Source organism: Caballeronia sp. LZ019 (genome assembly GCF_031450825.1).
Classification (GTDB): domain Bacteria; phylum Pseudomonadota; class Gammaproteobacteria; order Burkholderiales; family Burkholderiaceae; genus Caballeronia.
The window spans coordinates 157,743-183,453 of sequence record NZ_JARTVZ010000005.1 but is presented as its reverse complement, the minus strand read 5'-3'; the positions used below and the strand labels follow the sequence as shown (position 1 = coordinate 183,453).

The following is a 25,711-nucleotide window of genomic DNA, read 5'->3' as shown; positions in this document are numbered from 1 at the left end:
TCCGAGTAAGCGCTGAAGCGCTAACTCGGATCGACAGCTTTGCATGGGATGCGAGTAGGCGCTGAAGCGCTAACTCGGGTCGACAGCTTTGCATGGGACGGCAGTAAGCGCTAAAGCGCTAACTGCCGTTGACAGCCTTGCATGGGGCCGGAGTGAGCGCTGAAGCGCTAACTCCGGCCGACAGCTTTGCATGGGGCCGGAGTAAGCGCTAAAGCGCTAACTCCGGCCGACAGGAGACAGCAATGCTAGAGTCACTTTCGCTCGCGGCGGGCCTCTCATGGGCGAGCGGGCTGCGCCTGTATCTCACCGTCTTCATCGCCGGACTGTTCGAGCGCATCGGGCTCATTCACCTGCCGGATTCCCTCGCCGTGCTCGCCTCGCCATGGGTCATCGGCGTCGCAGGCTTTCTCACGGTCGTCGAATTCCTCGCCGATAAAATCCCCGCGCTCGATTCGCTCTGGGACGCCATCCACACCCTCATCCGCATTCCAGCCGGCGCCGTGCTCGCCGCCGGCTCCCTCGGACACGCCGATCCGGCCATGCTCACCGTCGCCGCGCTCGCAGGCGGCACGCTCGCCGGGGCGTCGCATTTCGCCAAGGCAGGCACGCGCGCCCTCATCAATCTGTCGCCAGAGCCGGTGTCGAACTGGGCCGCCTCCGCCACCGAAGACATCGGCGCACTCGGCGGGCTCGCGCTAGCGTTCTTCGTCCCCTTGCTGTTTCTCATCATGCTGATCGCGTTTCTCGTCGTCGCCGGATGGGCGCTGCCCAGGCTCGTGCGCGGCGTGCACGGGGGCGTGCTGCGCATGGCGAAGCACATGATGCCCGGCACGCATCACCCGATCAACCGACTGCGGAGCAAGCACGATTGAGCACCGCAGCCCGCAACGACAAACCCGCGGCCAAAGCGTCGCCTTCTCTCCACGATACGCATCCGACAGCCCGGCTCGACTTCCTGCAGACCGTGCGCCAGGCGTGGCGCATGACCGCACGCGACTGGCGGGCCGGCGAGCTCACGATGCTCCTGCTCGCGCTGGTGCTCGCGGTGGCGGCGCTCGCCAGCGTCGGTTTTCTCGCCGATCGCATGCGTCAGGGTCTCGCGCGCGATGGCCGTCAGATGATCGCCGCCGATTTCGTCGTGCGCGCCGATCACCCCGTCGATGCGATGTTCGCCGCAGAAGCCCGCTCGCTCGGACTCGACACCGCCGGCACGACGATCTTCCCGAGCATGATCAGCGCGACATCGCGCGAGCCGCTGTCGCGGCTCGCGGCGATCAAGGGCGTCACCGATGGCTATCCGTTGCGCGGGAAGCTGCGCATCGCGCCCGCGCCGGATACCCCCGACGCGCCCGCGCAGGGCATTCCCGCTCCCGGCACCGTCTGGGTCGATCCCGCGCTGCTCGATGCGCTCAAGACCCGAGCCGGCGGCACCGTGAAGGTCGGCACGCGGACGTTCACCGTGGCCGCCGTCATCACGCGCGAGCTGGATCGCGGCTTTTCGTTCATCAACTTCTCGCCGCGCCTCATGATGCGCGCCGACGAAATCGCCGGCACGGGCCTGCTCGGTTACGGAAGCCGTGTGACCTACCGGCTGCTGGTGGCGGGGCCGGATGCGCAGGTGGATCGCTTCGCGCAGTTCGCCCGCGACAAGACCGATGGCGGCAAGCTGCGCGGTGTGTCGCTGGAATCGCTGTCGGATGGGCAGCCGCAAGTGCGGCAGACCATCGACCGCGCGAGTCACTTCCTGACGCTGGTCTCGCTGCTGACGGCGCTCCTGGCGGCGGTCGCCATCGCGATGGCCGCGCATCGCTTCGCCCGGCGCCATCTCGACGGCTGCGCCGCGATGCGCTGTCTCGGCGTCAGCCAGCGCACGCTGCGTGCGCTGTTTCTCAACGAATTTCTCGCGATCGGCGTGATCGGCAGCGCGGCGGGCATCGCGCTCGGCTTCATCGGCCATCTCGTGCTGCTGCACTGGCTCGGCTCGCTCGTCGATGTCGAACTGCCGCCAGCGAGCGCGTGGCCGGCGCTCGAAGGCATCGCGATGGGCCTCGTGCTGCTGCTCGGCTTCGCGCTGCCGCCGCTGTTGCCGCTCACGCGCGTGCCGCCGGTCCACGTCATTCGCCGCGAACTGGGCGATGCCGGGCGCGTCGCTTATGCGGCGTACAGCGTCGGCGTGCTGCTGTTCGCGGCGCTGCTCGTCGTCGCGGCGGGCGAACTGAAGCTCGGCGGCATCGTCGCGGGCGGCTTCGCGGCGGGGCTGCTGCTGTTCGGCGCGATCGCGCGGGCGGCGCTGTGGGCGGCGGCGCGTATCGTGCGCCGCGAGAAAAGCCGCGCGGGCGTCGGCTGGCGGTATGCGCTGGCGTCGCTGGAGCGGCGCAGCGGGGCGAGCGCGTTGCAGATCACCGCGCTCGGCATCGGCCTGATGTGCCTGTTGCTGATCGCGATGACGCGCAACGATCTCATCAAGGGCTGGCGCGACGCCACGCCGCCGGATGCGCCCAACGAGTTCCTGATCGACATCCAGCCCGAGCAGCGCGACGGCGTGCTCGCCTATCTCCACGGACACGGCCAGCCGCAGGCCGCGCTGTCGCCGATGGTGCGCGCGCGTCTCGTGTCGATCAACGGCAAGCCGGTCAACCCGGACAGCTACGAGCGAGCCGATGCCAGGCGTCTCGTCGATCGTGAATTCAATCTTTCCTACACGACCGCGCTGCCCGACGACAACCGCGTGACGCAAGGCGCGTGGTTCGGCACGGACGCCAGGCCGCAGGTGTCGATCGAGGAGGGCATCGCGAAAACCATTCGCGTGAAGATGGGCGATGTGCTGCGCTTCGACGTCGCGGGGCTGCCGGTGGAAGCGCCCGTGACGAGCCTGCGCAAGGTCGACTGGAATTCGTTCAAGGTCAACTTCTTCGTGCTGATGCCGCCCGAGGCGCTCGCCGATCTGCCCGCGACGTTCATCACGAGCTTTCATCTGCCCGCCGACGACCAGCGCATGATCGACGGCCTCATCGCCGCCTATCCGAACGTCACCGCCATCGATACCGCGCCGATTCTCGCGCAGATTCAGCGCACGCTCGCCCAGGTGATCGGCGCGGTCCAGTTCCTGTTCCTGTTCACCCTCGCGGCGGGCGTGCTCGTGCTGTACGCCGCCCTTGCCGGCACGCGCGACGAGCGCATGCGCGAATCGGCGCTATTGCGGGCGCTCGGCGCGTCCCACAGGCAGGTGCGCTCGGTGCAGGTCGCCGAGTTCGTCGCAGTCGGCGCGCTCGCGGGACTGATGGCCGCGCTCGGCGCACAAGGCATCGGCTATGTGCTGGCGTCGCGCGTGTTCGAATTTCATATCGATTTCAATCCGTGGCTCGTGCCGGCGGGCATCGTCGCGGGCATCGCGTGCGCGGGGCTCGGCGGCTGGCTGAGCCTGCGTCGCGTGCTGGCCCGTCCGGCGCTGCAATCGCTGCGCGACGCGTAATTTTGTGGAAGCAATGACCGAAGTGACTGACCAAGAGCAACAACCGACCGCGTTCGAACTGGTCGGCGGCGAGGAGCGGGTGCGTGCGCTCGTCGATCGTTTCTATGACCTGATGGACCTCGAGCCGGAGTTCGCGGGCATCCGCGCGCTGCATCCGCCGACGCTCGACAATTCGCGCGACAAGACGTTCTGGTTCCTGTGCGGCTGGATGGGCGGACCGGACCACTACATCAGCCGCTTCGGGCATCCGCGCTTGCGGGCGCGCCATCTGCCGTTCGCAATCGCGTCCGCCGAGCGCGACCAATGGCTGCGCTGCATGGCGTGGGCGATGGAAGACATCGGCCTGCCCGAGCCGTTGCGCGAACGCCTGCTGACTTCCTTCTTCGATACCGCCGACTGGATGCGCAACCGTCCCGGTTGATTCGCCCGCTTTTGTATCGGGCGAGGCCGCGCTCGTTTGCGGCATCATCTGTCGGATCACCGGCCAAGCCAATCGAGGACAAGAAGTCATGAGCACACGCGCACTCTTTCGCGAGGACGCCTATCAGACGCGCTGCGACGCGACCATCACCGGAATCGACGAAACGGGCATCCATCTCGACCAGACCGTGTTCTATCCGCTCGGCGGCGGCCAGGCGGGCGATGCGGGCACGCTGACGCTCGGGGACGGCACGGTCATCGCCATCGCGGATACGCGCAAGGCCAGGTTCGAAGGCGCGACGCCCGACGACGCGGTGCACGTGCCCGCGCCCGGCCAGGAAGACGCGCTCGCGAAGCTGCAGGCGGGCGACAGGGTGAGCGCGGAGATCGACTGGGCGCGGCGGTATCGGCATATGCGGCTGCATACGGCGAGCCATCTGATCTGCGCCGTGCTGCCGTATCCGGTCGATGGCTGCAGCATCACGACCGACTACGCGCGGCTCGATCTCGCGACCGTCGAGCCGATCGAGCGGGAAGGCGTGGAGACGAAGCTGCGTGAATTGATCGGCGGATCGCACGACGTTCGCACCGAATGGATCACCGACGACGAAATGGCCGCGCGCCCCGAACTCGTACGCACGATGAGCGTGAAGCCGCCGATGGGTCTCGGCCGCGTGCGGCTCTTGCGCATCGAGAACGTCGATCTGCAGCCGTGCGGCGGCACGCATGTGCGCAACACCGGCGAGATCGGCGGGCTGCGCATCGCGAAGCTCGAGAAGAAAAGCGCACGCACGCGGCGGCTCGTGCTGGAACTGGCTTGAGTATCGATCCTCGCGCGCAGGCGGTGCTCGACGCGTGGTTCGGCGCGGCGGGTTCGCCCGAGTTCGGGACCGAGCGCAAGCAGTGGTGGACGAAAAAGCGCGCGTTCGATGCGATGCTCGTCGAACGCTTCGGCTCCCTGCTCGACGACGCGCAGGCGGGCGGCCTTCAGGCCTGGGAGCGTTCGTCGCCTGGCGCGCTTGCGCTGATCGTGCTGCTGGACCAGTTGTCGCGCAATTGCCATCGCCATACGCCGCGTGCGTTCGCCGGGGACGAACGGGCGCTCTCGCTTGCCAAGGCGATGGTCGAAAAGGGCGACGACCTGGGCCTGCCGACGGCGTACCATCGCGCGTTCGCGTACATGCCGTTCGAGCACGATGAATCGATGGAAAGCCAGCGTGAATCGCTGCGTCTCTTCGAGAAGCTAAAAGACGAAACGGGTGTCGCGAGCTTTTATGAATCGGCGGTGGCGCACGCGGAAGTCATCTGGCGGTTCGGGCGGTTTGCGCATCGCAACCGGATTCTCGGGCGCGCCACGACGCCCGAAGAAGCGGCGTGGCTGGCGAAGCATGGCGGGTTCTGAGTCGCACGGTTCTTGACGAAGCTTTACGCCAGACGAGTCGCCAAATAGCGTGCGCCGTCTAGAATCGAAGTCTCGCGACGGATGCGCTCGCTGCGGGAAACGACGAGACAACGCAGCAGCTCCATGTGCCATGCCTGATTTCAGCAACATTACGCTCGTCTCCGTGACCGGGCTCGACCACGCTCAGGGCGCGGCCTATGCGCTCGAATTAAGTGCGCGGCGCATGCCGGGTGCACGGGTCGTGCTCTTTTCGCCGCAATGTCCCGCGCATCTGTCGCCCGTCATTCATTACCGCGCGATCGCTCCGATGAACTACTACGAGTACAGCTGGTTCATGTTGTTCGGGCTGTGGCGCTTCATCGACACCGAGTATGCGATCGTCGTCCAGGATGACGGCTGGGTGCTCGATGCAGCGAACTGGCGCGATGAATTCCTTCAATACGACTACATCGGCGCGACGAATCATCTCGCGTGGGTGACATCGCCGTCGGGCAGCGGCTGGATGGGAGAATTCTCGTGGTGTAGCCGGCTAGGCCAATCCGACCACGTCATCATGCCAGTGCTCAACGGCGGCTTCAGCCTGCGCAGCCGGCGCATGATGCGCGCGCTCATCGACCATCCGCACATCAAGTACGAGCTATCGCCGCCCGACTTCGTAGGCGGCGAACCGATCGAAATCCGCTGGCTGACCTATGCCCAAAACGAGGACGTACAGTTGACTGCGGTCTTGAGAGAACGGCTGGAGGGTGTCGGTCTGCGCTATCCGCCGCTCGCCGTCTGCCAGCGGTTCTCCCTCGAATTCGCCGGCTACCATGACGGCGGCACCGATCCGATGCAGCTCTTCGGCCATCATTGCCGATGGCGCCGCCTCGTCAGCATCGATCCACCGACGGTTCGCTATTCCGTGCCGCGCAGCACGATGGAAAGGGCGTTCCGAGAGACGGATGTCGTGCAGATGCTTCTGCGGCGCGGGTATCGGGTGGAATTTGCGACAGAGCCGGCGTGATCGGCTCACCGCCCGCCGGTGACATCCAGAATCGCCCCCGTCACATACGACGACGCATCCGACAGCAGCCACACGATCGATTCGCCGACTTCATCCGCCGTGCCCGGCCGCCCGAGCGGCGTCTGCACGCCGAGCACCTGTGCGCGGTCCGGCTTTCCGCCGCTCGCGTGAATATCGGTTTCGATGAGGCCGGGGCGGATGGCGTTCACGCGCACGCCTTGCGGCCCGAGTTCCTTCGATAGCCCGATGGTCAACACATCGATGGCGCCTTTGGACCCGGCATAGTCGATGTATTCGTTCGGCGCTCCGAGCCGCGCCGCCGCCGACGACACGTTGACGAGCGCGCCGCCCTTGCCGCCGCGCGAGCGCGACAGCCGCCGCGCCGCTTCACGCGCGCAGAGATACGCGCCGAGCACGTTCGTATCGAAGATGCGCTTGAGACGCGCGACGTCCATATCCGCGAGCGCCGACCCGGGAGCCACGATGCCCGCGTTGTTCACCACGCCGTCGAGCTTGCCGAAGGCTTCTTCGGTGGCGTCGAACATCGCGAGGATCGCGGCTTCGTCGCATACGTCGCCCTGAATGGCGATCGCCTTGCCGCCCGCGGCCTGCACGGCGGCGACGGTTTCATCGGCGGCACGCGCGTTGGTCGCATAGTTGACGCCGACCGACCAGCCGCGCGCGCCCGCGAGCACGGCAGCCGAGCGGCCGATGCCGCGGCTTGCCCCGGTAATCAGGATGACTTTCGACATCGATTCGATCCTCAGACGACGTTGCGATTTTCCGACCACTTGTCGTGGGCGGGCGGCGTGTACGCTTCGAGTTTCGCGATCATCTCGCCGGAGTCGGCGGCGATCTGGATCAGGTCGAGATACGGCTTGCGCATGAAGCCTTCCTCGACGGTATGGCGAAGCATCGACAGGAGCGGCTCGAAATAGCCGTTCACGTTCAGCAGGCCGACCGGCTTCTGGTGATAGCCGAGCTGCGCCCACGTATAGACCTCGAAGAATTCTTCGAAGGTGCCGACGCCGCCGGGCATCGCGACGAACGCATCGGCGAGATCGGCCATCTTCTTCTTGCGCTCGTGCATGTCGGGCACGACGTGCAGTTCGGTGAAATCCGTATGCCCGACCTCCTTCGCCAGCAACAGCTCGGGAATGACGCCGACGGCGCGTCCGCCGGCGGCCAGAACCTCATCGGCGATGAGGCCCATCAAGCCGACACGGCCGCCGCCATAAACGAGCGACAAATCGGCTTCGACGAGCGCGCGGCCGAACGCTCTGGCCGCTTCGGCATAGACGGGGCGGGCTCCGGTCGCGGAGCCGCAATAGACACAGACTGCCTTCATTATCGGGAATCCTTCGGTGTTTCGGTCTTCGATGCGGCGGCCGCATCGTCGCGCGGCGGCAGGAAATCCGCGTATTGGCGCTTGGGTAGTCTACCGGACACCAGATCGTCGAAAAGCTGACGCGAGCGGCCGCGCAAATACGGCGCCATGATCGAGATGATATGCAGGCTCGCCTGATGGAGCTCCGCGCGGATCGCTTCCTGATCGTTGTACTTGCGCGGGTTCATCACGTACTGGTACGAGAGCCAGTACGTCGAGATCACACCGATGTTCGTCGCGATCACCTTGATTTCGTCGGGTGTCGCGACCATCTCGCCGTCCGCGACGAGCGCTTCGCACAACTGGCCGGCGAAGCGCACCTTGTGCGTGATGATCTGCTTGAAGTGCGTCTCGAGCGTGCGGTTGCGTGCGAGCAGGTCGTTCAGGTCGCGATAGAGGAACCGGTACGCCCACAGAAAATCGGCCATGTACTGCAGATACGACCACATCTCGTCGATGGTCGGACGGTGATCGTCCGGGAAGCGCAGCCGCTTCTGAATCTGCTGCTCGAATTGCGCGAAGATGCTGTTGATGATGTCGTCCTTGTTGCGGAAATGGTAGTACAGGTTGCCTGGACTGATCTCCATTTCCTCGGCGATGGTCGTCGTGGTGACGTTCGGTTCGCCGATATCGTTGAACAACTTCAGTGACAGCTCGAGAATCCGTTCGCGGGTGCGGCGGGGAGGTTTCGCTTCCATGTCGTCCGACCTTGGCATCCGGCTCGCGCGGGCGTGCAGAGAGTGCTCCCGTCCGCTTCCGTTGCTATTTTTGAGAATATCGGACGATTATAAACCGCGTCTCTGCCTTCCCGGACTTGCCTCTGCCGGCGGGGTTTCCTTTTTATAAGACGGAGTCAGGTCATCGCCATCACTTCGCGGACCGCGCGATCCATGCGGCGAACGCGGGCGCGAGCGGTCGCGGCCGTGACCGGGCGGCGACGGTCACGAGGACTTCTTATCAGTTGCGCGGTGCCGATTTGGCGGCGTTCGCGGGCGCCGCGACGATGCGCGTGCCTGCGAGCCGATCGTGGAGGAACTGGCGCGCCGGATCGAGCCGGACGGCCGCCGCCCACAGCGTGACCCAGACGCCGAACACGACGAGCGTTTGCGGCACGGCCAGCGACAACAGCGGATGCAGCGCGAGCGGCGGCAGGAACCACAGCCATGCGAACGCATAGCGGGCGAGGGCGCGCCCGGGTTTGACAGGCTCGCCGCGCGCATCGACGACTTTCAGGCGCCAGGTTTTCATCGGCAAGGTCTGTCCGCCGTGCGTCCAGAACCACACGAAGTAGGCAGCAAGCACGACGCCGATCCACGACATCAAGAGGTTGTGATGCGCGAGGCCGTTGCGTTGCTGCGTGAGCGTGCTGAAGAGATAGCCGGCGATGAACACGACGCCGAACAGAATGACGCCTTCGTACACCATCGTCGCGAGACGGCGGCGCAGCGCGGGCGCGTGAAGCGGCGGGATGGTCGGATCGGCGGCGCGGACGTCGTTCATTCGCGCGTCTATGATCCGTTGTACATCGACGGCGCTTGCTGCGGCGAAACAGGAATCGGCGTGGCGGGGACGATGCTCGCCGCGTTCGGGATGGCCGGCTGCGATGACACGCCCGGCAGCGACGCCGATGCGCCCGATTCGCCTTGCGCGTGCCCGGCGGCATGGCCCTGCTCGCGTGCGGTGACGAGACGGTTGATGTCCTTGACCTCCGTCTTGCCGGTCGGCGGCGCGCTGACGACCGTCGGACGGCGATTGTGCTCGCTCGCGGCGAGCTTCTTCTTCTGATCCTCGGGGAGCTTCTGATACGCGTCCCACGCGCGCTCGCGCTTGTCGAGCGGCACCGACTTCGACACCTGGTAGTTTTCCCGCGCGACCTTGCGTTCGTCGGGCGTCATCCGAACCCATTCCTGCATGCGCTGATGCAGGCGCTTCTGCGCTTCTGGCGACATCCGGTGATAGCGCGACGCGATCTTCAGCCACTTCTGCTTGCGTTCGTCGCTGAACGAATCCCACTGCGCGGCGAACGGCGCGAGCGCGGCATGCTGCGCGTCCGTCAGGCGATTCCACGAGAGCGGATTCGCCGACAGCGCGGCAAGCGGCAGGCCGTCGTTGTCGGCGGCGGCGCTCGCCCCGACGGGCGCGGCCTGGTTAGCGGTCGAGGCAGCAGGGGACGAGTAGAAGCGCGGGTAAGTGGCGGCGAACGCGACCAGACCCGCAATCGCGCAGCCAAAGACAATCGCGAGACCGCGCTTGTAACTCACCCGAAGATTCCCCCGCTGTGTTCGTTGCTCGATGAGCGATGTTTCAATGATTGCGTGTCAGGTACGCGTTGAAGCCGTGGTCGAGATAGGCGTCGAGCGGCAGGCTGTCGCTCATCATGGCCGCGTCGATGTCGGCCAGTTCGGCCTTGCGCTCCTGATCTTCCCAATACGCGACGCCCGCCAGCGCGACGGCGAGCGCGAGCACCGGCCACGCGAGCCCGAAGCCGCCGAGCCGGGCGGACAGGCCCTTGCGCGCGCGGGGCTCGTCGCCGAGCCCGCCTCCGCTGCCGAGGCCGCCCGCCGCGCCGGCGAACGCGGGCGAGGCAGACGTAAAGGCCGGCGTGAAGGCGGCGACGGGTACTTTCTCCGGCTTCTTGCGCGCGAGCGCCGCCCGTCGCGCGAGCGCGAGGCGGTCGCTTGCTGCGGCCGGAATATTCGACGCATTTTCGTCGAGCGCGCGAATCACTTTCAGCGCGAACTCGTTTTCGTTTAATTCAGGAGCGGAACTCATAGCGTGATCCCTTTGGCTTTCAGGGCTTGCGCGAGCGCGTGCGTGGCGCGTGAACAGTGTGTCTTCACGCTGCCCTCGGAGCAGCCCATCGCGGCGGCCGTCTCGGCGACATCCATATCTTCCCAGTAACGCATGAGAAACGCTTCTCGTTGACGTGCCGGCAATTTCTGAATTTCCGCGTCGATCAGGTTCAGCACCTGTTCGCGCTCAAGCCTGTTCTCGCTGCTTTCGCTGCCGCCGCTTTCCGCTTCTAATGTTTCGAGCGGATCGAATTCGTCGTCGTCCGCGCTTCCGAACGACGAAAACAGGCTCACCCAGGTATTGCGGACCTTCTGGCGGCGAAAGTAATCGTGTGTCGCATTCTGAAGGATACGCTGGAACAAAAGCGGAAGCTCGGCGGATGGACGGTCGCCGTACTTCTCCGCGAGCTTGATCATCGCGTCCTGCACGATGTCGAGCGCCGCGTCGTCGTCGCGTACGGTGTAGACGGTCTGCTTGAACGCGCGTCGTTCGACGCCCGCCAGGAAGTCGGCGAGTTCCTTGTCTGATGCCATCCGTTGGGGACCCGGCGCAGCGAAAGTTGCGTCGAAAGAGAATAAGGAGTTGCAGGGAAACCTGCGGATGCTAGCAAACTTTCACCGCCCCCGGAAAATTCGGGACGATTTATTGCCGGACGCCCGTGCGTTGCGTGAGCGGCGAAACGCGGCGGCGCAAGCGCGCGCAATGATCGGAAAATTTTTGCTTGACCCCAAGCGCCGAACCGGGCTATCTTTTCTGACTCGCATCATAAAGTGAAATGTCTGCTTTGAGGCGAGCCCAAGAAGCACGCCTGTCAAACCTAGACGCGCCGCTTGAACCCGAGCCACAAGCCCGGCAGAGAGCACCCGATCAATTTTTTGCCGAAAATTCGAAAGGTGATGAATGAACATGCCTAGCGCGGAATTCTCCACGTCGGATACCACTCCTCCCCACGACGCTGACTCCATCGGCGCGACCGTGCTCATGCGTGCGCTCGCCGACGAGAACGTCGAGTTCATCTGGGGCTATCCCGGCGGCTCGGTACTCTACATCTACGACGAGCTGTACAAGCAGGACCAGATTCAACATATCCTCGTGCGCCACGAGCAGGCCGCCGTGCATGCCGCCGACGCGTATTCGCGTTCCACCGGCAAGGTCGGCGTTTGCCTCGTGACCTCGGGCCCGGGCGTCACCAATGCCGTCACCGGCATCGCCACGGCCTATATGGATTCCATCCCGCTCGTCGTCATCAGCGGGCAGGTGCCCACTGCGGCCATCGGCCTGGACGCCTTCCAGGAATGCGACACCGTCGGCATCACGCGTCCCTGCGTGAAGCACAACTTCCTCGTGAAGGACGTGCGCGATCTCGCCGCGACCATCAAGAAAGCGTTCTACATTGCCCGGACAGGCCGTCCCGGTCCGGTGCTGATCGACATTCCGAAGGACGTGTCGAAGGCGCCGTGCCAGTACGAACCGGTCAAGAGCGTGTCGCTGCGGTCGTACAACCCGGTGACGAAGGGCCACTCCGGCCAGATCCGCAAGGCGGTGCAACTGCTTTTGTCGGCGAAGCGCCCGTATATCTATACCGGCGGCGGCATCATCCTCGCGGATGCGTCGCGCGAGCTGAACCAGTTCGCCGATCTGCTCGGCTATCCGGTCACGAACACGCTGATGGGCCTCGGCGGCTATCGCGCGAGCGACAAGAAGTTTCTCGGCATGCTCGGCATGCACGGCACCTACGAAGCCAACATGGCCATGCAGCACTGCGACGTGCTCATTGCAATCGGCGCGCGTTTCGATGACCGCGTGATCGGCGACCCGAAGCATTTCGCGTCGTCGCCGCGCAAGATCATCCATATCGACGTCGATCCGTCGTCCATTTCGAAGCGCGTGAAGGTCGACATCCCCATCGTCGGCGACGTGAAGGAAGTCCTGAAGGAGCTCATCGAGCAGCTTCAGCACGCGGAACACGGTCCGGATACGCAGGCGCTCAAGCAATGGTGGGACGACATCGAAGGCTGGCGCGCGAAAGACTGCCTGGCCTACGACCGCAAGAGCGAGATCATCAAGCCGCAATACGTCGTGGAAAAGCTCGCGGAACTGACCGACGGCAACGCGTTCGTCTGTTCGGACGTCGGACAGCACCAGATGTGGGCGGCGCAGTTCTATCCGTTCAACAAGCCGCGCCGCTGGATCAACTCGGGCGGTCTCGGCACGATGGGCTTCGGCCTCCCCGCCGCGATGGGCGTGAAGATGGCCTATCCGGACGAGGACGTCGTCTGCATCACGGGCGAAGGCTCGATTCAGATGTGCATTCAGGAACTGTCGACCTGCAAGCAGTACGACACGCCCGTGAAGATCATCTCGCTGAACAACCGCTATCTCGGCATGGTTCGCCAGTGGCAGCAGATCGAATACAAGAAGCGCTATTCCAGTTCGTACATGGACGCGTTGCCGGATTTCGTGAAGCTCGCCGAGGCGTACGGTCATGTCGGCATTCGCGTCGAAAAAACCGCGGATGTCGAGCCGGCGCTGAAGGAAGCGCTGCGCCTGAAGGATCGCACCGTATTTCTCGACTTCCAGACCGATCCGACCGAAAACGTATTCCCGATGGTGCAAGCCGGTAAAGGCATCACGGAAATGCTGCTCGGCTCTGAGGATCTATAACGCGGGTTTCGAATGCGCGGGTTCGCGTGGCGCCTGTCTCCACGAAAGACAGGTGCGGCGCGTGAATCCGCATCGAAGCTCAACTGGAACGCCATCGGGAAACGACATATGAAACACATCATCTCCGTACTGCTGGAAAACGAGCCGGGCGCGTTATCGCGTGTCGTCGGCCTCTTTTCGGCGCGCGGCTATAACATCGAAACGCTGACGGTGGCGCCGACCGAAGACAGTTCGCTGTCGCGGCTCACCATCGTCTCCATTGGCTCGGACGACGTGATCGAACAGATCACGAAGCACCTGAACCGCCTGATCGAGGTGGTGAAAGTGGTCGACCTGACAGAGGGCGCCCACATCGAGCGCGAGCTGATGCTCATCAAGGTAAGGGCGGTCGGCAAGGAACGCGAGGAAATGAAGCGGATGGCGGATATCTTCCGCGGCCGCATCATCGACGTGACCGAGAAGACCTACACGATGGAACTGACGGGCGCGTCCGACAAGCTCGACGCGTTCATCCAGGCGCTCGACGCCACGGCGATCCTCGAGACGGTTCGCACGGGCAGCTCCGGCATCGGCCGGGGCGAGCGCATCCTGAAGGTCTGACCGCCGGACCATCCAGTTAGCAGCGCAATCAAGCACACCAATTCACGCATCAGGACTCAAGGAACCACCATGAAAGTTTTCTACGACAAAGACGCCGACCTCTCCCTCATCAAGGGCAAGCAAGTGACCATCATCGGCTATGGCTCGCAAGGCCATGCGCACGCGCTGAACCTGAAGGAAAGCGGCGTGAACGTGACGGTCGGGCTGCGCAAGGGCGGTGCTTCGTGGAGCAAGGCCGAGAACGCCGGCCTGCCGGTGAAGGAAGTGGCCGAAGCCGTGAAGGGCGCCGATGTCGTCATGATGCTGCTGCCCGACGAGCAGATCGCCGAGGTCTACAAGAACGAAGTGCACGACAACGCGAAGAACGGCGCGGCCCTCGCATTCGCACACGGCTTCAACGTTCACTACGGCCAGGTGATTCCGCGTGCGGACCTGGACGTCATCATGATCGCGCCGAAGGCTCCGGGCCATACCGTGCGCAACACGTACCAGCAAGGCGGCGGCGTGCCGCACCTGATCGCGGTGGCGCAGGACAAGTCCGGTTCGGCGCGCGACGTGGCGCTGTCGTACGCAGCTGCGAACGGCGGCGGCCGTGCGGGCATCATCGAGACGAACTTCCGTGAAGAAACCGAAACGGACCTGTTCGGCGAGCAGGCCGTGCTGTGCGGCGGCACCGTCGATCTGATCAAGGCCGGTTTCGAAACGCTGGTCGAAGCGGGTTACGCGCCGGAAATGGCGTACTTCGAATGCCTGCACGAACTGAAGCTGATCGTCGATCTGATCTATGAAGGCGGCATCGCCAACATGAACTACTCGATCTCGAACAACGCCGAGTACGGCGAGTACGTGACGGGCCCGCGCATCGTGACGGAAGAGACGAAGAAGGCGATGAAGGCCGTGCTTACGGATATCCAGACCGGCGAGTACGCGAAGAGCTTCATCATCGAGAACCGCGCCGGTGCGCCGACGCTGCAATCGCGCCGCCGCCTGACGGCCGAGCATCAGATCGAGCAAGTGGGCGAGAAGCTCCGCGCGATGATGCCGTGGATCGCGAAGAACAAGCTCGTCGACCAGTCGAAGAACTAAGCGTGTCTGCGTGACCCCGCGTCACGGTTCTTGCTCAACCGAAAGCCGCCCGGAAGCCGCTGTGCGCCGGGCGGCTTTTGCTATCCTACGGTTTTTAGTGCGACGTGAGTCGCATCGACTGGACGGCGCAAGCCGTCCCATTGGTGGCACCTTGAGCCACCCCTTGTGTAGCAAACGAAACCGAGTGCGGTTTGGCTTGGAATCGTAGCTTTAGACGCACCGGAGTCTTCGGACCCTTGCGCGTAATCGCATTGACCTGATTACCGTCAGGTTCCGCCCAGTTAGCGGCTTCAACTCCGCTAACAAAGCGGATTGGAGTATGTGATTTTAGGGTAGGTCGAGCGCAAGCTCGGTTTGTCATTGTTCAATCTCACGGGGTTAGCCCCCCTATGAGGTAGAGAACCTGCTGTACGACCAGCAGTAGCCTAGGAGGACATGCGTCACTGGCAACGGTGGGGTGTGAAGCTTCTCTGACAATGTAGCCCCCGAAGTTTGGGTGACTGCCTGTTGTGAAACAGGTATTCAGAGACTCCTAGCAGCAAGGGGGTTGAGGCGCTAGGCTGGCTGATACGGTTAACGGAAGTGAACTGCTGATAAACCTCGTAAGTAGGACGATGCCAAAGCTGCTGATAGGCATTAACCAAAACGGTGTGCGGTCGGATAACTCGCTTGAAATTCGGGTTACGTCGTCTTAGGGCCGCCGGGGGAAAGGCAGAACCTACGTCAGTCATGTGGCAGGCCGGGAACACGGTAAGCCCGTATCGTTGCCAGTGCAGTTGGGCTGGCAGGCGGCCCGCAAGGAACGCTGTTGACGATGCGGGTAGAGGATGACGGAAAAAGCGAATGACGGGCTGTAATGGTCCGGATAGGGATTGAGACATCATCCCACGCGAAAGCGGGCAGACTTCCGTCTGGTCTACCGTCGCAAGATGGCTGACAGACCTTGTGACTTGGTGAGACACGAGCGCTCGCGTTCGTGCGTAGTACATGGATGACATATGGGCGCATGCGCCCGTATTTGTTCAACTGTTGTTCCCCAGCGGGGTGTGTCTATCCCGCTGGGGAAGATGCGCCTTCTGCTGTGGGAATGATCAACCCAAGGTAGGAGAGCAGCATGAAAGTATCTGTCCGGAAGGATGGATCTGCGCTTTCCCACGTGCCTGACAACTGGCACGCCGTAGATTGGCGTCGCGTCGAACGGAACGTGAGAGGGATGCAGATACGAATTGCGAAGGCGACGCGGGAAGGCGACTGGCGCAGGGTGAAAGCCTTGCAACGGATGCTGACCCGCACGTTGTCCGCAAAGCTGTACGCGGTACGACGTGTTACGCAGAATCAAGGTGCGCGAACGGCCGGAGTCGATCGCGAACTGTGGGATTCGCCTGAGAGCCGGTGGGAAGCTATCGGCAGGTTGAAGCGGCGTGGGTACAAGCCTTTGCCATTAAGGAGAGTCTTTATCCCCAAGGCCAATGGAAAGGAGCGCCCTTTGGGCATTCCGACCATGCGGGACAGGGCGATGCAAGCCCTGTATCTGCTGGCCTTGGAGCCGGTGTCGGAATCGACGAGTGATCCGAACTCTTATGGGTTCAGACTCAATCGCTCGACAGCCGATGCCATGTCGCAGATATTCGTCGCAATGTCCCAAAAGGGCTCGGCCCGATGGGTGCTGGAAGCGGATATCAAAGGCTGCTTTGACTGGATCAACCACGACTGGTTAGAAAGCCATGTCCCGATGGACAAGGAGATCCTCCGGAAGTGGTTGAAGGCTGGCCTGATTTACAAGGGGCAGCTACAGGCGACCGAGGCCGGTACGCCGCAGGGGGGCATCATCTCCCCGACGCTGGCAAATGTGACGCTGAACGGGCTGGAGCGTGAACTGATTGGGCACCTCGGTGCGACGTTGGGAATCGCGAAAGCCAAGAAGCTGAAAGTGAATGTGGTGCGATACGCGGATGACTTCGTGATCACCGGCGACTCGAAAGAGATTCTGGAAAACGAGGTCAGGCCTTGGGTGGAAGCATTCCTTGCTGTTCGGGGCTTGCAACTGTCCGAGACAAAAACGCGGATCACTCACATTGACGAAGGCTTCGATTTCCTTGGGTGGAATTTCCGGAAGTACTCGGGAAAGCTGCTCATCAAGCCGAGCAAGAAGAACGTGCAGACGTTCTATCGCAAGGTGTCGGAAACGATCAGTGGTAACAAGACGGTGAAGCACGAGGATTTAATCCGATTGCTGAATCCGATGCTACGGGGTTGGGCGCAATATCACAGCCCCGTCGTAGCTAAGCAGGCATACAGCCGCATGGAGTCTCTGATCTTCCGAAGACTTTGGTGGTGGTCAAAACGGCGACATCCAAACAAGGGTGCTGAATGGGTGAGGAAGAAATACTTTCATTCCGATGGCACTCGACACTGGATTTTTGCTGTTCCTGTAGTTCGAGACGATGGCAGTAACGGCTTGACCGAGTTGTACCAGCTTCGCGGTACATCGATCAGGCGGCATCGCAAGATCAAAGGCGACTTCAATCCTTTTGATCTTGGTTGGGAGCAGTATGGCGAACAATTGCGACAGGCGCGCATGGAAGTATCAATGCGTCATCGCAAGCAATGGGTTTCGCTATACCGATCGCAAGGCGGGCTGTGTGCGCACTGCGGCGGTGCTCCGACACGAGAGACCGGTTGGCACGATCATCATCTGGAATACCGGATGCATGGTGGTTCCGACGGCCTCTTCAATCGAGTGCTATTGCATCCCGACTGCCACCGACAAGTGCATGTAGGTAAAATTGCGCTAACTAAGCCGGCCCGGTCATAAAACTGGGCTTTGTACGTAGATTGGAGCCGTATGCGGGGAAACTCGCACGTACGGTTCTTAGGGGGCTCTCCTTCTGCGAAGAAGGGGGGCTACCCTCCTAAAACACAGAACACGTTCATGAACTATCCTCATCCGATCATTGCCCGCGAAGGCTGGCCGTTCATCGCCATCGCGGCCGTCGTTGCCATTCTCGTGCAGGCGATCGGCGGCTTCGGCTTCGCCTGGCTCTTCTGGCTGATCGTGATCTTCGTCGTCCAGTTTTTCCGCGATCCGCCGCGACCCATTCCCACTCAGCCGAACGCGGTGCTGTGTCCGGCCGACGGGCGCATCGTCGCGGTCGAAACGGCGCATGATCCTTACGCCGGACGCGAAGCACTCAAGATCAGCGTGTTCATGAACGTGTTCAATGTTCACTCGCAGCGTTCGCCCGTCGACGGCGCGATCACCAAGGTGCAGTACTTCCCCGGCGCGTACTTGAATGCTGCCGTTGACAAGGCATCGACCGAGAACGAGCGCAACGCGATCGTCCTGCATACGGCGGCCGGGCATACGGTGACGTCGGTGCAGATCGCGGGTCTGATCGCACGGCGCATTCTCTGTTACGTGCACGCGGGCGAACCGCTGACGCGCGGCCAGCGTTACGGCTTCATTCGTTTCGGCTCGCGCGTTGACGTGTATCTGCCGGTCGGAAGCCGGCCGCGCGTGTCGATCGGCGAGAAGGTGTCCGCCTCGTCGACCATCCTTGCCGAATTCGCGGAATAACGCGGAGGTTCCGATGGCGGCATTCAAGACGCGCCGTAACCGCGCGAACGCGACGCCGCCGCGCGCGTTCCGCCGCAACAAGGCCATTCAGGACGTGAGCGTCGTCGAGACGCGGCGCGCGAAGCGGCAGCAGTTTCTCCGCAAGCGCGGCATTTATCTGCTGCCGAATGCGTTCACCACGGCGGCGCTGTTTTGCGGCTTCTTCGCCGTCGTTCAGGCGATGAACGTGCGCTTCGAGATCGCGGCCATCGCCATTTTCGTCGCGATGGTCCTCGATGGCATGGACGGCCGCGTTGCCCGCATGACGCATACGCAAAGCGCGTTCGGCGAGCAGTTCGACAGTCTCTCGGACATGGTGTCGTTCGGCGTCGCGCCCGCGCTCGTGATGTACGAATGGGTGCTGAAGGATCTCGGGCGCTGGGGCTGGCTTGCGGCGTTCGTCTACTGCTCGGGCGCGGCGCTGCGGCTCGCGCGTTTCAACACCAACGTCGGCGTGGTCGACAAGCGCTATTTTCAGGGCTTGCCGTCGCCGGCTGCAGCCGCGCTGATCGCCGGTTTCGTGTGGCTCGCGACAGATAACCGCGTGCCGCTCAAGCTCGTGTGGCTGCCGTGGGTCGCGTTCGGTCTGACGATCTACGCGGGCGTCACGATGGTGTCGAACGCGCCGTTCTATAGCGGCAAGGCGCTCGACGTGCGGTATCGCGTGCCGTTCGCGGGCGTGCTGTTGATCGTGGTGGCGTTCGTGCTCGTATCGTCCGATCCGCCCGTCATGCTGTTCTGCCTCTTCGTGCTGTACGGCTTCTCCGGATACGTCTGGTGGGCCTATATGGCGATGCGCGGCAGGCCGAATCCGGCGCGCAGTTCGCAGCGCGATCACTGACGCGCGGGTTTATCGGCATCGGGAAGAGCGGCGGCCTGCAAGCCCGCCGCTCTTTTCATTCACGCGCAATCAACCCGCTTCCAGCACGCCGTTGCGCACCCGCACATGCTGGCCTTGCGCAAACGGCGGTTGCTGCTTGTACGTGAAATAGCGCGTCTTGCCGTTCTCCATTCTTACGCGCACCGAGTAATCGGTTTCGCTGCGGATGTGTTTCTCCACCGAGTTGCCCGCGAGACCGCCGCCGAGCGCGCCGAGCAGGGTCATCGCGGTGCGTCCGCCGCCGCGCCCAAACTGGTTGCCGACGACACCCCCGGCCACCGCGCCACCGACCGCGCCGATACCCGTGCCGTGTCCTTCGCGACGGACGGCGGAGATAGCTTCGACTGTGCCGCATGTCGAGCAGTACGCGGCTTTCGGCGGCGGCTGCTGCGCGTAGGAAGGTTGTGCGGGCGCCGGCTGGACAGGCGCCTGCTGCACCGGCTGCGGAGCGAGTTGCGGAGCGGGTTGCTGCGCGACCGGCTGTGCGGGCGCGGGTGCGGCCTGGCTGACCACCGGCTGTGGCGCGACGGCCGCCGTCTGCGTCTGCGGATTTTGAGCGGACGTGCTCGACGCCCTTGGAAATACCCCTGTAATCGCTGCCGTCGCGGCCAGACTTGCCACGATCACCGCGCCCGCCGCCGTCGCGACGAGCGGATGCAGACGCCGCTGCTGCGGTTGCGGCTGGCTGGCGTCGGAAGAGGGCGACGACGCGAATTTTCTGGTCCCGTTATCCATGCTGAACCTCCGTTCGAGGCAAAGTGCCGACGCCATCGATTCTGGTGCAAGCGTGCGATCGGCGCTTTTTCAGGTTGTAACTTCGTGTTTTCGTTAGGAAAGCACGTTGGATGCCAGCCTCGACCGGAAATAAAAAAGCGCGTCCCGCAGGACGCGCTTTTCAGCGTGGATAAACCGAGCGTACCGCTCAGTCCTCCCGCCGCAGATGCGGAAACAGAATCACATCGCGGATGCTGGGGCTATCAGTCAGCAGCATCACCAGCCGGTCGATGCCGATGCCGCATCCGCCTGTCGGCGGCATGCCGTATTCGAGCGCGCGAATGTAATCGGCGTCGAAGTACATCGCTTCTTCGTCGCCGGCATCTTTCTGGTCGACCTGCTTCTGGAAGCGCGCAGCCTGATCTTCCGGATCGTTCAGCTCCGAGAAGCCGTTCGCGATCTCGCGCCCCGTGATGAACAGCTCGAACCGCTCCGTGATGCCCGCCACGGTGTCCGACTCGCGTGCGAGCGGCGACACTTCGATCGGGTAATCGACGATATACGTCGGCTCCCACAACTGCGATTCCGCTGTTTCTTCGAAAAGCGCCAGCTGCAGCGCGCCGATGCCGGCATTCAGAAACGCGGGCTGCGTCGTATCGACTCCGAACTTCTTCAGCTCCGCGCGCACGAACACGCCGTCGTTCAATTGCTCGTCGGTGTATTGCGGCGCGTACTTTTGAATGGCCTGGTTGATCGTCAGCCGATGGAACGGCTTGCTCAAGTCCAGTTCGCGGCCCTGATACGTGATGGTCGCGGTGCCGAGCGCGTCGATTGCGGCCTGGCGGATCAGTTGCTCGGTGAAGTCCATCAGCCAGCGGTAGTCCGTGAACGCCGCATAGAATTCCATCATCGTGAATTCCGGGTTGTGACGCGGCGAAACGCCTTCGTTCCGGAAATTACGATTGATCTCGAACACGCGCTCGAAGCCGCCGACGATCAGCCGCTTCAAATAGAGCTCGGGCGCGATGCGCAGGAACATCTGCATGTCGAGCGCATTGTGATGCGTGACGAACGGCTTCGCCGCCGCGCCGCCGGGAATAGGGTGCAGCATCGGCGTTTCGACTTCCATGAAGTTCGCCTGCGCCATGAAGTTGCGGATCGACGTGACCGCCTTCGTGCGCGCCATGAACGTCTTGCGCGATTCCGGCGTCACGATCAGATCGACGTAACGCTGGCGATAACGCATTTCCTGGTCGGCGAGACCGTGGAACTTGTCGGGCAACGGGCGCAGCGCCTTCGACAGCAGCCGCAGCTCGGTGCAGCGCACCGACAGTTCGCCCTTGTTCGTGCGAAAGAGCACGCCGCGCGCCGCGACGATATCGCCCAGGTCCCACTTCTTGAACGCCTCGTAGACGTCCGCGCCGACATCGGCGGGCGTCACGAAAAACTGGATCTGGCCGCTGCCGTCCTGAACCGTCGCGAAGCTGGCCTTGCCCATCACGCGCTTGAGCATCATGCGGCCGGCGAGCGCGACGGGCAGGGGATTCGCTTCGAGCGCTTCCTTGTCGGTTTCGGCGTACTCGGTTTGCAGCGCGGCGGCCTGATGCGTCGGGCGGAAGTCGTTCGGATAAGCGACGCCTTGCTCACGCAGCGCGCGCAGCTTGTCGCGGCGCTCGGCGATGATCTGGTTGTCTTCCAGTTCGGGAGCGGCGCTCGTCTGGGTCGGTTCGGTCATGATGATTCTTGGCTTTTAAGGCGAGGCGGATGCGCGGTGAGTCGAAACGAAAAACGCGGATATCGAAGCCGATATCCGCGCCGGCGGTCAGACGCCCTGTTTCAGGCTCGCGCTGATGAAGTCGTCGAGGTCGCCGTCGAGCACGGCGCGCGTGTTGCTCATTTCCACGCTGGTGCGCAGGTCCTTCACGCGGCTCTGATCGAGCACGTAGGAGCGGATCTGATGGCCCCAGCCCACATCGGTCTTGCTCGATTCGAGCTTGTCCTGTTCGGCCTGGCGCTTGCGCATCTCGAATTCGTAGAGACGCGCTTTGAGCATCTGCATGGCTTCGGCGCGGTTACGGTGCTGCGAGCGGTCGTTCTGGCACTGCACGACGATGCCCGTCGGCGCGTGCGTGAGGCGCACGGCGGAGTCCGTCTTGTTGATGTGCTGGCCGCCCGCGCCCGATGCGCGATACGTGTCCGTGCGGATATCGGCGGGATTGATTTCGATCTCGATCGAATCGTCGATTTCCGGATACACGAACACCGACGAAAACGACGTATGCCGGCCGCCCGACGAATCGAACGGCGACTTGCGCACGAGGCGGTGAATGCCGGTTTCGGTGCGCAGATAGCCGTACGCGTATTCGCCTTCGACCTTGATGGTCGCGCTCTTGATGCCGGCGACATCGCCTTCGGATTCTTCGAGCACTTCGGTCTTGAAGCCCTTGCGCTCGCAGTAGCGTAGGTACTGGCGCAGCAGCATGGACGCCCAGTCGCACGCCTCGGTGCCGCCCGCGCCCGCCTGAATGTCGATGAAGCAGTTGTTCGGATCGGCCGGGTTCGAGAACATCCGGCGGAATTCCATGTCTTCGACGCGCGCCTTCAGCGCTGCGGCGTCCGCTTCGCAGGCGACGAGGGTGTCTTCGTCGCTTTCGTCGCGCGCCATGTCGAAGAGGTCCTGCGCGTCGCGCAGATCGTTGCCGAGCGCGGTCAGCGTCGTCACCACGCCGTCGAGCAGCTTCTTCTCACGACCGAGCGCCTGGGCGTTTTTGGAATCGCTCCAGACGTTGGGGTCTTCGAGTTCCTTGTTGACTTCGGTCAGACGCGCGAACTTGGCGTCGTAGTCAAAGATACCCCCGTAGCTCGTCCGCGCGGCGGCGCAGGTCGGCCAGAAGGCTTTCGATCGCGTTGAGACGTTCTGCTTCCATTGTCGATCTTCGGCTTCGTAAAAAGGTGCAATTATAGCCGATCGACACGTGGCGCCTGACGCGCCTGCGGCAGTTTCACTGCGAGTCGGCAAGCAATGCTTCGCATGCCGCGACGTGCTCGGCGGCCTCCTCCGCGGTGAGCTGGAACAAGTCCCGCGTGTAGGTCTGCGCGATCTGCTCCGGCGAAAAGCGCGAACGCACACGCGAATACAGCGCGCGCGTAACGGACGTCCTGCCTTCCTTCCGGCAACTCAGGCACAGATCGAGAAAGTCGGTAGTTTGCACCGAGCGCATATGCGCGTTTTCGGCGAAGAAGATAATGTCGGCGTCTTCGACAAAACGATTCATGTTGAAAACTGCGTGAAAACCGAAGGGCGGTTGTGAAGCGCGCGTGAATTCAAGCGAGAAACGATCGGCCAGCTGTTCGTCGGCGAAGCGAATGCCGAATTCGCGTTCCAGCAGTGGGCGATATGTGCGGCAGATCAGTTCGTCTTCGACGATTTGCGGATGCGGCGGAAACCGTTCGTCGGTTGCGAGTATCTCCAGAAGCCGCCGGGAACGCAGCGAAAAGCCGCCATTGCCGACGGACATCCCGTCGTGATGAAACGGCCAGCGCGCGCCGATGTAATCGCACGAGAAGAAATCTTCCGTCCACGCCGACGGATTGACGACGAAACCGTCCCATTGGATCAGCAAGACCCACGGCGTCGAAACGTGCCGCAGCAAGTGCTTGAGTATGAACGCACTGTATTCTTCTCGCGATCCGATTGCCGGAATCAGCGCGATTCGTGAATTGCTTTCGACGCGTTTATCAGTCAGTAAAACCGAATCGCCGAACAGGCAGCCCCGTTTTGAAATATCGAGTGCTCTCGATGCGAGCACGGGATTGATGCAATCGACGGCACAAAGCGTCACATTGCGCAGATTTATTTTCTGGGAATCCATCGGGAAACAAAAGCCTTCGGCTCGGAAATCCATCGATTATAGATGTCATCGAATAGAAGATTTCCGAGGGGCCGTCAAGCCGAATGAATGCCCTTCTAACCCGCGTGTTCGACGATCATTTGCACGCGCGCCACGCCGTTCCAGGAATCGCTGACGAGCCGGTACGCGACCGTCGCGCGCGGCGGCAACGGATCGACGTGATTGAACCAGATCGCGTTGAAGCGCTGCCGCCCGCGCATGAGCGACAGCTTCAGATGCTTCTCCTTGACGAGCGTCTGGGACGCGACATCGAATTCGCCGGAGAAGGTCGGCGCCGGGAAGCCCTGGCCCCAGACGGCGGCGTCGATCAGTTCCACGAATTGCGGCGTGAAGTACGCATCCTCCAGTTCGCCGTCCGTCTCGATGGTTCGAGCGACCGCTTCGGCCGTCAGCCATTCTCGCCCGACCGTTTCGAACGCGGCGGTGAAGCGCGCGATATCGGCGGTGGCGAGCGTGAGGCCCGCCGCCATTGCGTGGCCGCCGAACTTGTGGATGAGACCGGGCTCGCGCTTGCTGATCAGATCGACGGCGTCGCGCAGGTGAAAGCCCGGGATCGAGCGGCCCGAGCCTTTGGAAAGCGTGCCGGCGTCGTCGGCGTGCGCGAACGTGAACGACGGACGGTGAAAGCGCTCCTTCAGCCGCCCCGCGACGATGCCGATCACGCCCTGATGCCAGCCGGGATCGAAAAGCGTGAGCGTCGCGCGCTCGCCGGGATCGAAAGTTTGCAGCTCGGCGAGCGCCTGTTGCTGCATCCCCGCTTCGATCTCGCGCCGCTCGCGGTTCATCGAATCCAATTGCTGCGCGAGTTCCCACGCGCGGCCGATGTCGTCGGTAGTCAGGCATTCGATGCCGAGCGACATGTCCGACAGCCGGCCCGCCGCGTTCAGCCGCGGTCCGAGCGCAAAGCCGAGATCGAAGCCCGATGCGGCGCGCGCATCGCGGCCCGCCGCGCGAAACAGCGCCGCGATGCCCGGCTGCATGCGGCCCGCGCGAATCCGCTTGAGTCCCTGCGCGACCAGGATGCGGTTGTTCGCATCGAGCTTCACGACGTCCGCGACGGTGCCAAGCGCGACGAGATCGAGCAGGCCGTCCAGACGCGGTTCAGGCGCATTCCCGTAAGCGCCGCGCCGGCGCAATTCGGCGCGCAACGCGAGCAGCACATAGAACATGACGCCCACGCCCGCGATGCACTTGCTCGGAAACCCGCAGCCCGGCTGATTCGGATTGACGATCGCGCGCGCGGCGGGCAATTCGTCGCCGGGCAGGTGATGGTCGGTGACGAGCACGTCGATGCCGAGCGCATTCGCCGCCGCGACGCCTTCGACGCTGGCGATGCCGTTATCGACGGTAATCAGCAAGTCAGGCGGGCCGAGCGGCGAGCGTGCGGCCAGATCGACGATTTCGGGCGTCAGTCCGTAGCCGTATTCGAAGCGGTTCGGCACCAGATAGTCGATGGTCGCGCCGAACATGCGCAAGCCGCGCACGGCGACGGCGCAGGCGGTCGCGCCGTCGCAGTCGTAATCGGCGACGACGAGCATGCGCTTTTTCGCAGCGAGCGCATCGGCGAGGACGACGGCGGCATCGTCGCAACCCTTGAGGCCGACGGGCGCGTGCAGGCGCTTGAATTCGGTTTCGATCTCATCCGGCGACGTGACGCCGCGCGCCGCATAAAGCCGCGCGATCACGGGATGCAGGCCGTGGCGCATCAGCGCTTCGGCGTCGGCGGGAGACGAAACGCGCGTAACGATTCGGGTCATTCG

At 63.3% G+C, this 25,711-nt stretch carries 24 protein-coding genes; 12 read left to right on the top strand and 12 right to left on the bottom strand.

Translation table 11 applies throughout. The annotated features are described in order from the left end of the window. The first annotated feature begins 242 nt into the window (after window positions 1-242). From P9255_RS14225 to P9255_RS14200, 6 genes are all read left to right on the top strand, one after another. Entirely contained in the window at window positions 243-872 is a 630-nt protein-coding gene (locus P9255_RS14225; protein WP_309764497.1) for a DUF4126 domain-containing protein, read from the top strand. Then, window positions 869-3,472: an ABC transporter permease gene (locus P9255_RS14220; RefSeq protein WP_404980334.1), complete on the top strand. Its 2,604-nt coding sequence runs from the start codon at window positions 869-871 to the stop codon at window positions 3,470-3,472. Before P9255_RS14225 ends, P9255_RS14220 begins: the two co-directional genes overlap by 4 nt. A 13-nt stretch (window positions 3,473-3,485) precedes the next feature. Then, window positions 3,486-3,893, top strand: coding sequence for a group II truncated hemoglobin (locus tag P9255_RS14215; RefSeq protein ID WP_309764498.1), 408 nt, complete (start codon window positions 3,486-3,488; stop codon window positions 3,891-3,893). 88 nt (window positions 3,894-3,981) lie between these two features. Continuing rightward, complete coding sequence (locus P9255_RS14210; protein ID WP_309789885.1) at window positions 3,982-4,713, top strand: alanyl-tRNA editing protein; 732 nt, start codon at window positions 3,982-3,984, stop codon at window positions 4,711-4,713. 2 nt (window positions 4,714-4,715) lie between these two features. Next, complete coding sequence (locus P9255_RS14205) at window positions 4,716-5,294, top strand: DUF924 family protein (RefSeq protein WP_404980434.1); 579 nt, start codon at window positions 4,716-4,718, stop codon at window positions 5,292-5,294. Between the two features lie 130 nt (window positions 5,295-5,424). Next, window positions 5,425-6,300, top strand: coding sequence for a DUF5672 family protein (locus P9255_RS14200; protein WP_309789883.1), 876 nt, complete (start codon window positions 5,425-5,427; stop codon window positions 6,298-6,300). A 5-nt stretch (window positions 6,301-6,305) separates the two neighbouring features. Here P9255_RS14200 and P9255_RS14195 read toward each other — a convergent pair whose 3' ends face one another. The 7 genes from P9255_RS14195 to P9255_RS14165 all read right to left on the bottom strand — a co-directional run bounded on the left by P9255_RS14195 (window position 6,306) and on the right by P9255_RS14165 (window position 11,013). Further along, window positions 6,306-7,052 carry an SDR family oxidoreductase gene (locus P9255_RS14195; RefSeq protein ID WP_309764502.1) on the bottom strand — a complete coding sequence of 249 codons (747 nt, stop codon included), beginning with the start codon at window positions 7,050-7,052 and terminating at the stop codon, window positions 6,306-6,308. Window positions 7,053-7,063: 11 nt separating this feature from the next. Next, window positions 7,064-7,648 carry a TIGR00730 family Rossman fold protein gene (locus P9255_RS14190; RefSeq protein ID WP_309789882.1) on the bottom strand — a complete coding sequence of 195 codons (585 nt, stop codon included), beginning with the start codon at window positions 7,646-7,648 and terminating at the stop codon, window positions 7,064-7,066. Then, complete coding sequence (locus P9255_RS14185; protein WP_309764504.1) at window positions 7,648-8,385, bottom strand: TetR/AcrR family transcriptional regulator; 738 nt, start codon at window positions 8,383-8,385, stop codon at window positions 7,648-7,650. The genes P9255_RS14190 and P9255_RS14185 overlap by 1 nt, the downstream gene beginning before the upstream one ends. A 259-nt stretch (window positions 8,386-8,644) precedes the next feature. Beyond that, window positions 8,645-9,187, bottom strand: a complete 543-nt coding sequence (locus P9255_RS14180) for an RDD family protein (RefSeq protein ID WP_309789881.1) — start codon at window positions 9,185-9,187, stop codon at window positions 8,645-8,647. A gap of 8 nt (window positions 9,188-9,195) precedes the next feature. Beyond that, window positions 9,196-9,948 carry a DUF3106 domain-containing protein gene (locus tag P9255_RS14175; protein ID WP_309764506.1) on the bottom strand — a complete coding sequence of 251 codons (753 nt, stop codon included), beginning with the start codon at window positions 9,946-9,948 and terminating at the stop codon, window positions 9,196-9,198. A gap of 43 nt (window positions 9,949-9,991) precedes the next feature. Beyond that, complete coding sequence (locus P9255_RS14170; RefSeq protein WP_309789880.1) at window positions 9,992-10,459, bottom strand: DUF3619 family protein; 468 nt, start codon at window positions 10,457-10,459, stop codon at window positions 9,992-9,994. Continuing rightward, window positions 10,456-11,013 (bottom strand): RNA polymerase sigma factor, encoded by a 558-nt coding sequence (locus P9255_RS14165; protein WP_309764508.1) that lies wholly within the window; start codon window positions 11,011-11,013, stop codon window positions 10,456-10,458. The genes P9255_RS14170 and P9255_RS14165 overlap by 4 nt, the downstream gene beginning before the upstream one ends. Window positions 11,014-11,380: 367 nt before the next feature. On the opposite strand from P9255_RS14165, the gene P9255_RS14160 reads away from it, so the two are divergent. The 6 genes from P9255_RS14160 (at window position 11,381) to pssA (ending at window position 19,287) form a co-directional block, all read left to right on the top strand. Further along, complete coding sequence (locus tag P9255_RS14160; protein WP_309789879.1) at window positions 11,381-13,144, top strand: acetolactate synthase 3 catalytic subunit; 1,764 nt, start codon at window positions 11,381-11,383, stop codon at window positions 13,142-13,144. A 108-nt stretch (window positions 13,145-13,252) separates the two neighbouring features. After that, on the top strand, window positions 13,253-13,744 hold the full coding sequence (gene ilvN / locus P9255_RS14155) for an acetolactate synthase small subunit (RefSeq protein ID WP_008341906.1): 492 nt from the start codon (window positions 13,253-13,255) through the stop codon (window positions 13,742-13,744). A 69-nt stretch (window positions 13,745-13,813) separates the two neighbouring features. Next, window positions 13,814-14,830 carry a ketol-acid reductoisomerase gene (ilvC, locus tag P9255_RS14150; protein WP_309764510.1) on the top strand — a complete coding sequence of 339 codons (1,017 nt, stop codon included), beginning with the start codon at window positions 13,814-13,816 and terminating at the stop codon, window positions 14,828-14,830. Between the two features lie 1,114 nt (window positions 14,831-15,944). Beyond that, window positions 15,945-17,645: a group II intron reverse transcriptase/maturase gene (ltrA, locus tag P9255_RS14145; protein ID WP_309789878.1), complete on the top strand. Its 1,701-nt coding sequence runs from the start codon at window positions 15,945-15,947 to the stop codon at window positions 17,643-17,645. 117 nt (window positions 17,646-17,762) lie between these two features. Next, window positions 17,763-18,407: a phosphatidylserine decarboxylase gene (locus tag P9255_RS14140; RefSeq protein WP_309764512.1), complete on the top strand. Its 645-nt coding sequence runs from the start codon at window positions 17,763-17,765 to the stop codon at window positions 18,405-18,407. A gap of 13 nt (window positions 18,408-18,420) precedes the next feature. Further along, a complete protein-coding gene (gene pssA / locus P9255_RS14135) occupies window positions 18,421-19,287 on the top strand; it encodes a CDP-diacylglycerol--serine O-phosphatidyltransferase (RefSeq protein ID WP_309764513.1) in 867 nt (288 codons plus the stop codon). A gap of 69 nt (window positions 19,288-19,356) precedes the next feature. Here the strand turns inward: pssA and P9255_RS14130 are convergent, their stop codons facing one another. From P9255_RS14130 to recJ, 5 genes are all read right to left on the bottom strand, one after another. Next, window positions 19,357-20,061 (bottom strand): glycine zipper 2TM domain-containing protein, encoded by a 705-nt coding sequence (locus P9255_RS14130; RefSeq protein ID WP_309789877.1) that lies wholly within the window; start codon window positions 20,059-20,061, stop codon window positions 19,357-19,359. 187 nt (window positions 20,062-20,248) lie between these two features. Then, window positions 20,249-21,775, bottom strand: a complete 1,527-nt coding sequence (gene lysS / locus P9255_RS14125; protein ID WP_309789876.1) for a lysine--tRNA ligase — start codon at window positions 21,773-21,775, stop codon at window positions 20,249-20,251. Between the two features lie 87 nt (window positions 21,776-21,862). Next, window positions 21,863-22,967 (bottom strand): peptide chain release factor 2 gene (prfB, locus tag P9255_RS14120; RefSeq protein WP_309789875.1). Its coding sequence is split into 2 segments (ribosomal slippage): window positions 21,863-22,894 and window positions 22,896-22,967, totalling 1,104 coding nucleotides; the frame shifts between segments, so codons are not numbered across the junction. Window positions 22,968-23,042: 75 nt separating this feature from the next. Continuing rightward, window positions 23,043-23,912, bottom strand: a complete 870-nt coding sequence (locus P9255_RS14115) for a DUF5672 family protein (RefSeq protein ID WP_309789874.1) — start codon at window positions 23,910-23,912, stop codon at window positions 23,043-23,045. Window positions 23,913-24,007: 95 nt separating this feature from the next. Further along, complete coding sequence (gene recJ / locus P9255_RS14110) at window positions 24,008-25,708, bottom strand: single-stranded-DNA-specific exonuclease RecJ (RefSeq protein WP_309789873.1); 1,701 nt, start codon at window positions 25,706-25,708, stop codon at window positions 24,008-24,010. Window positions 25,709-25,711 lie beyond the last annotated feature (3 nt).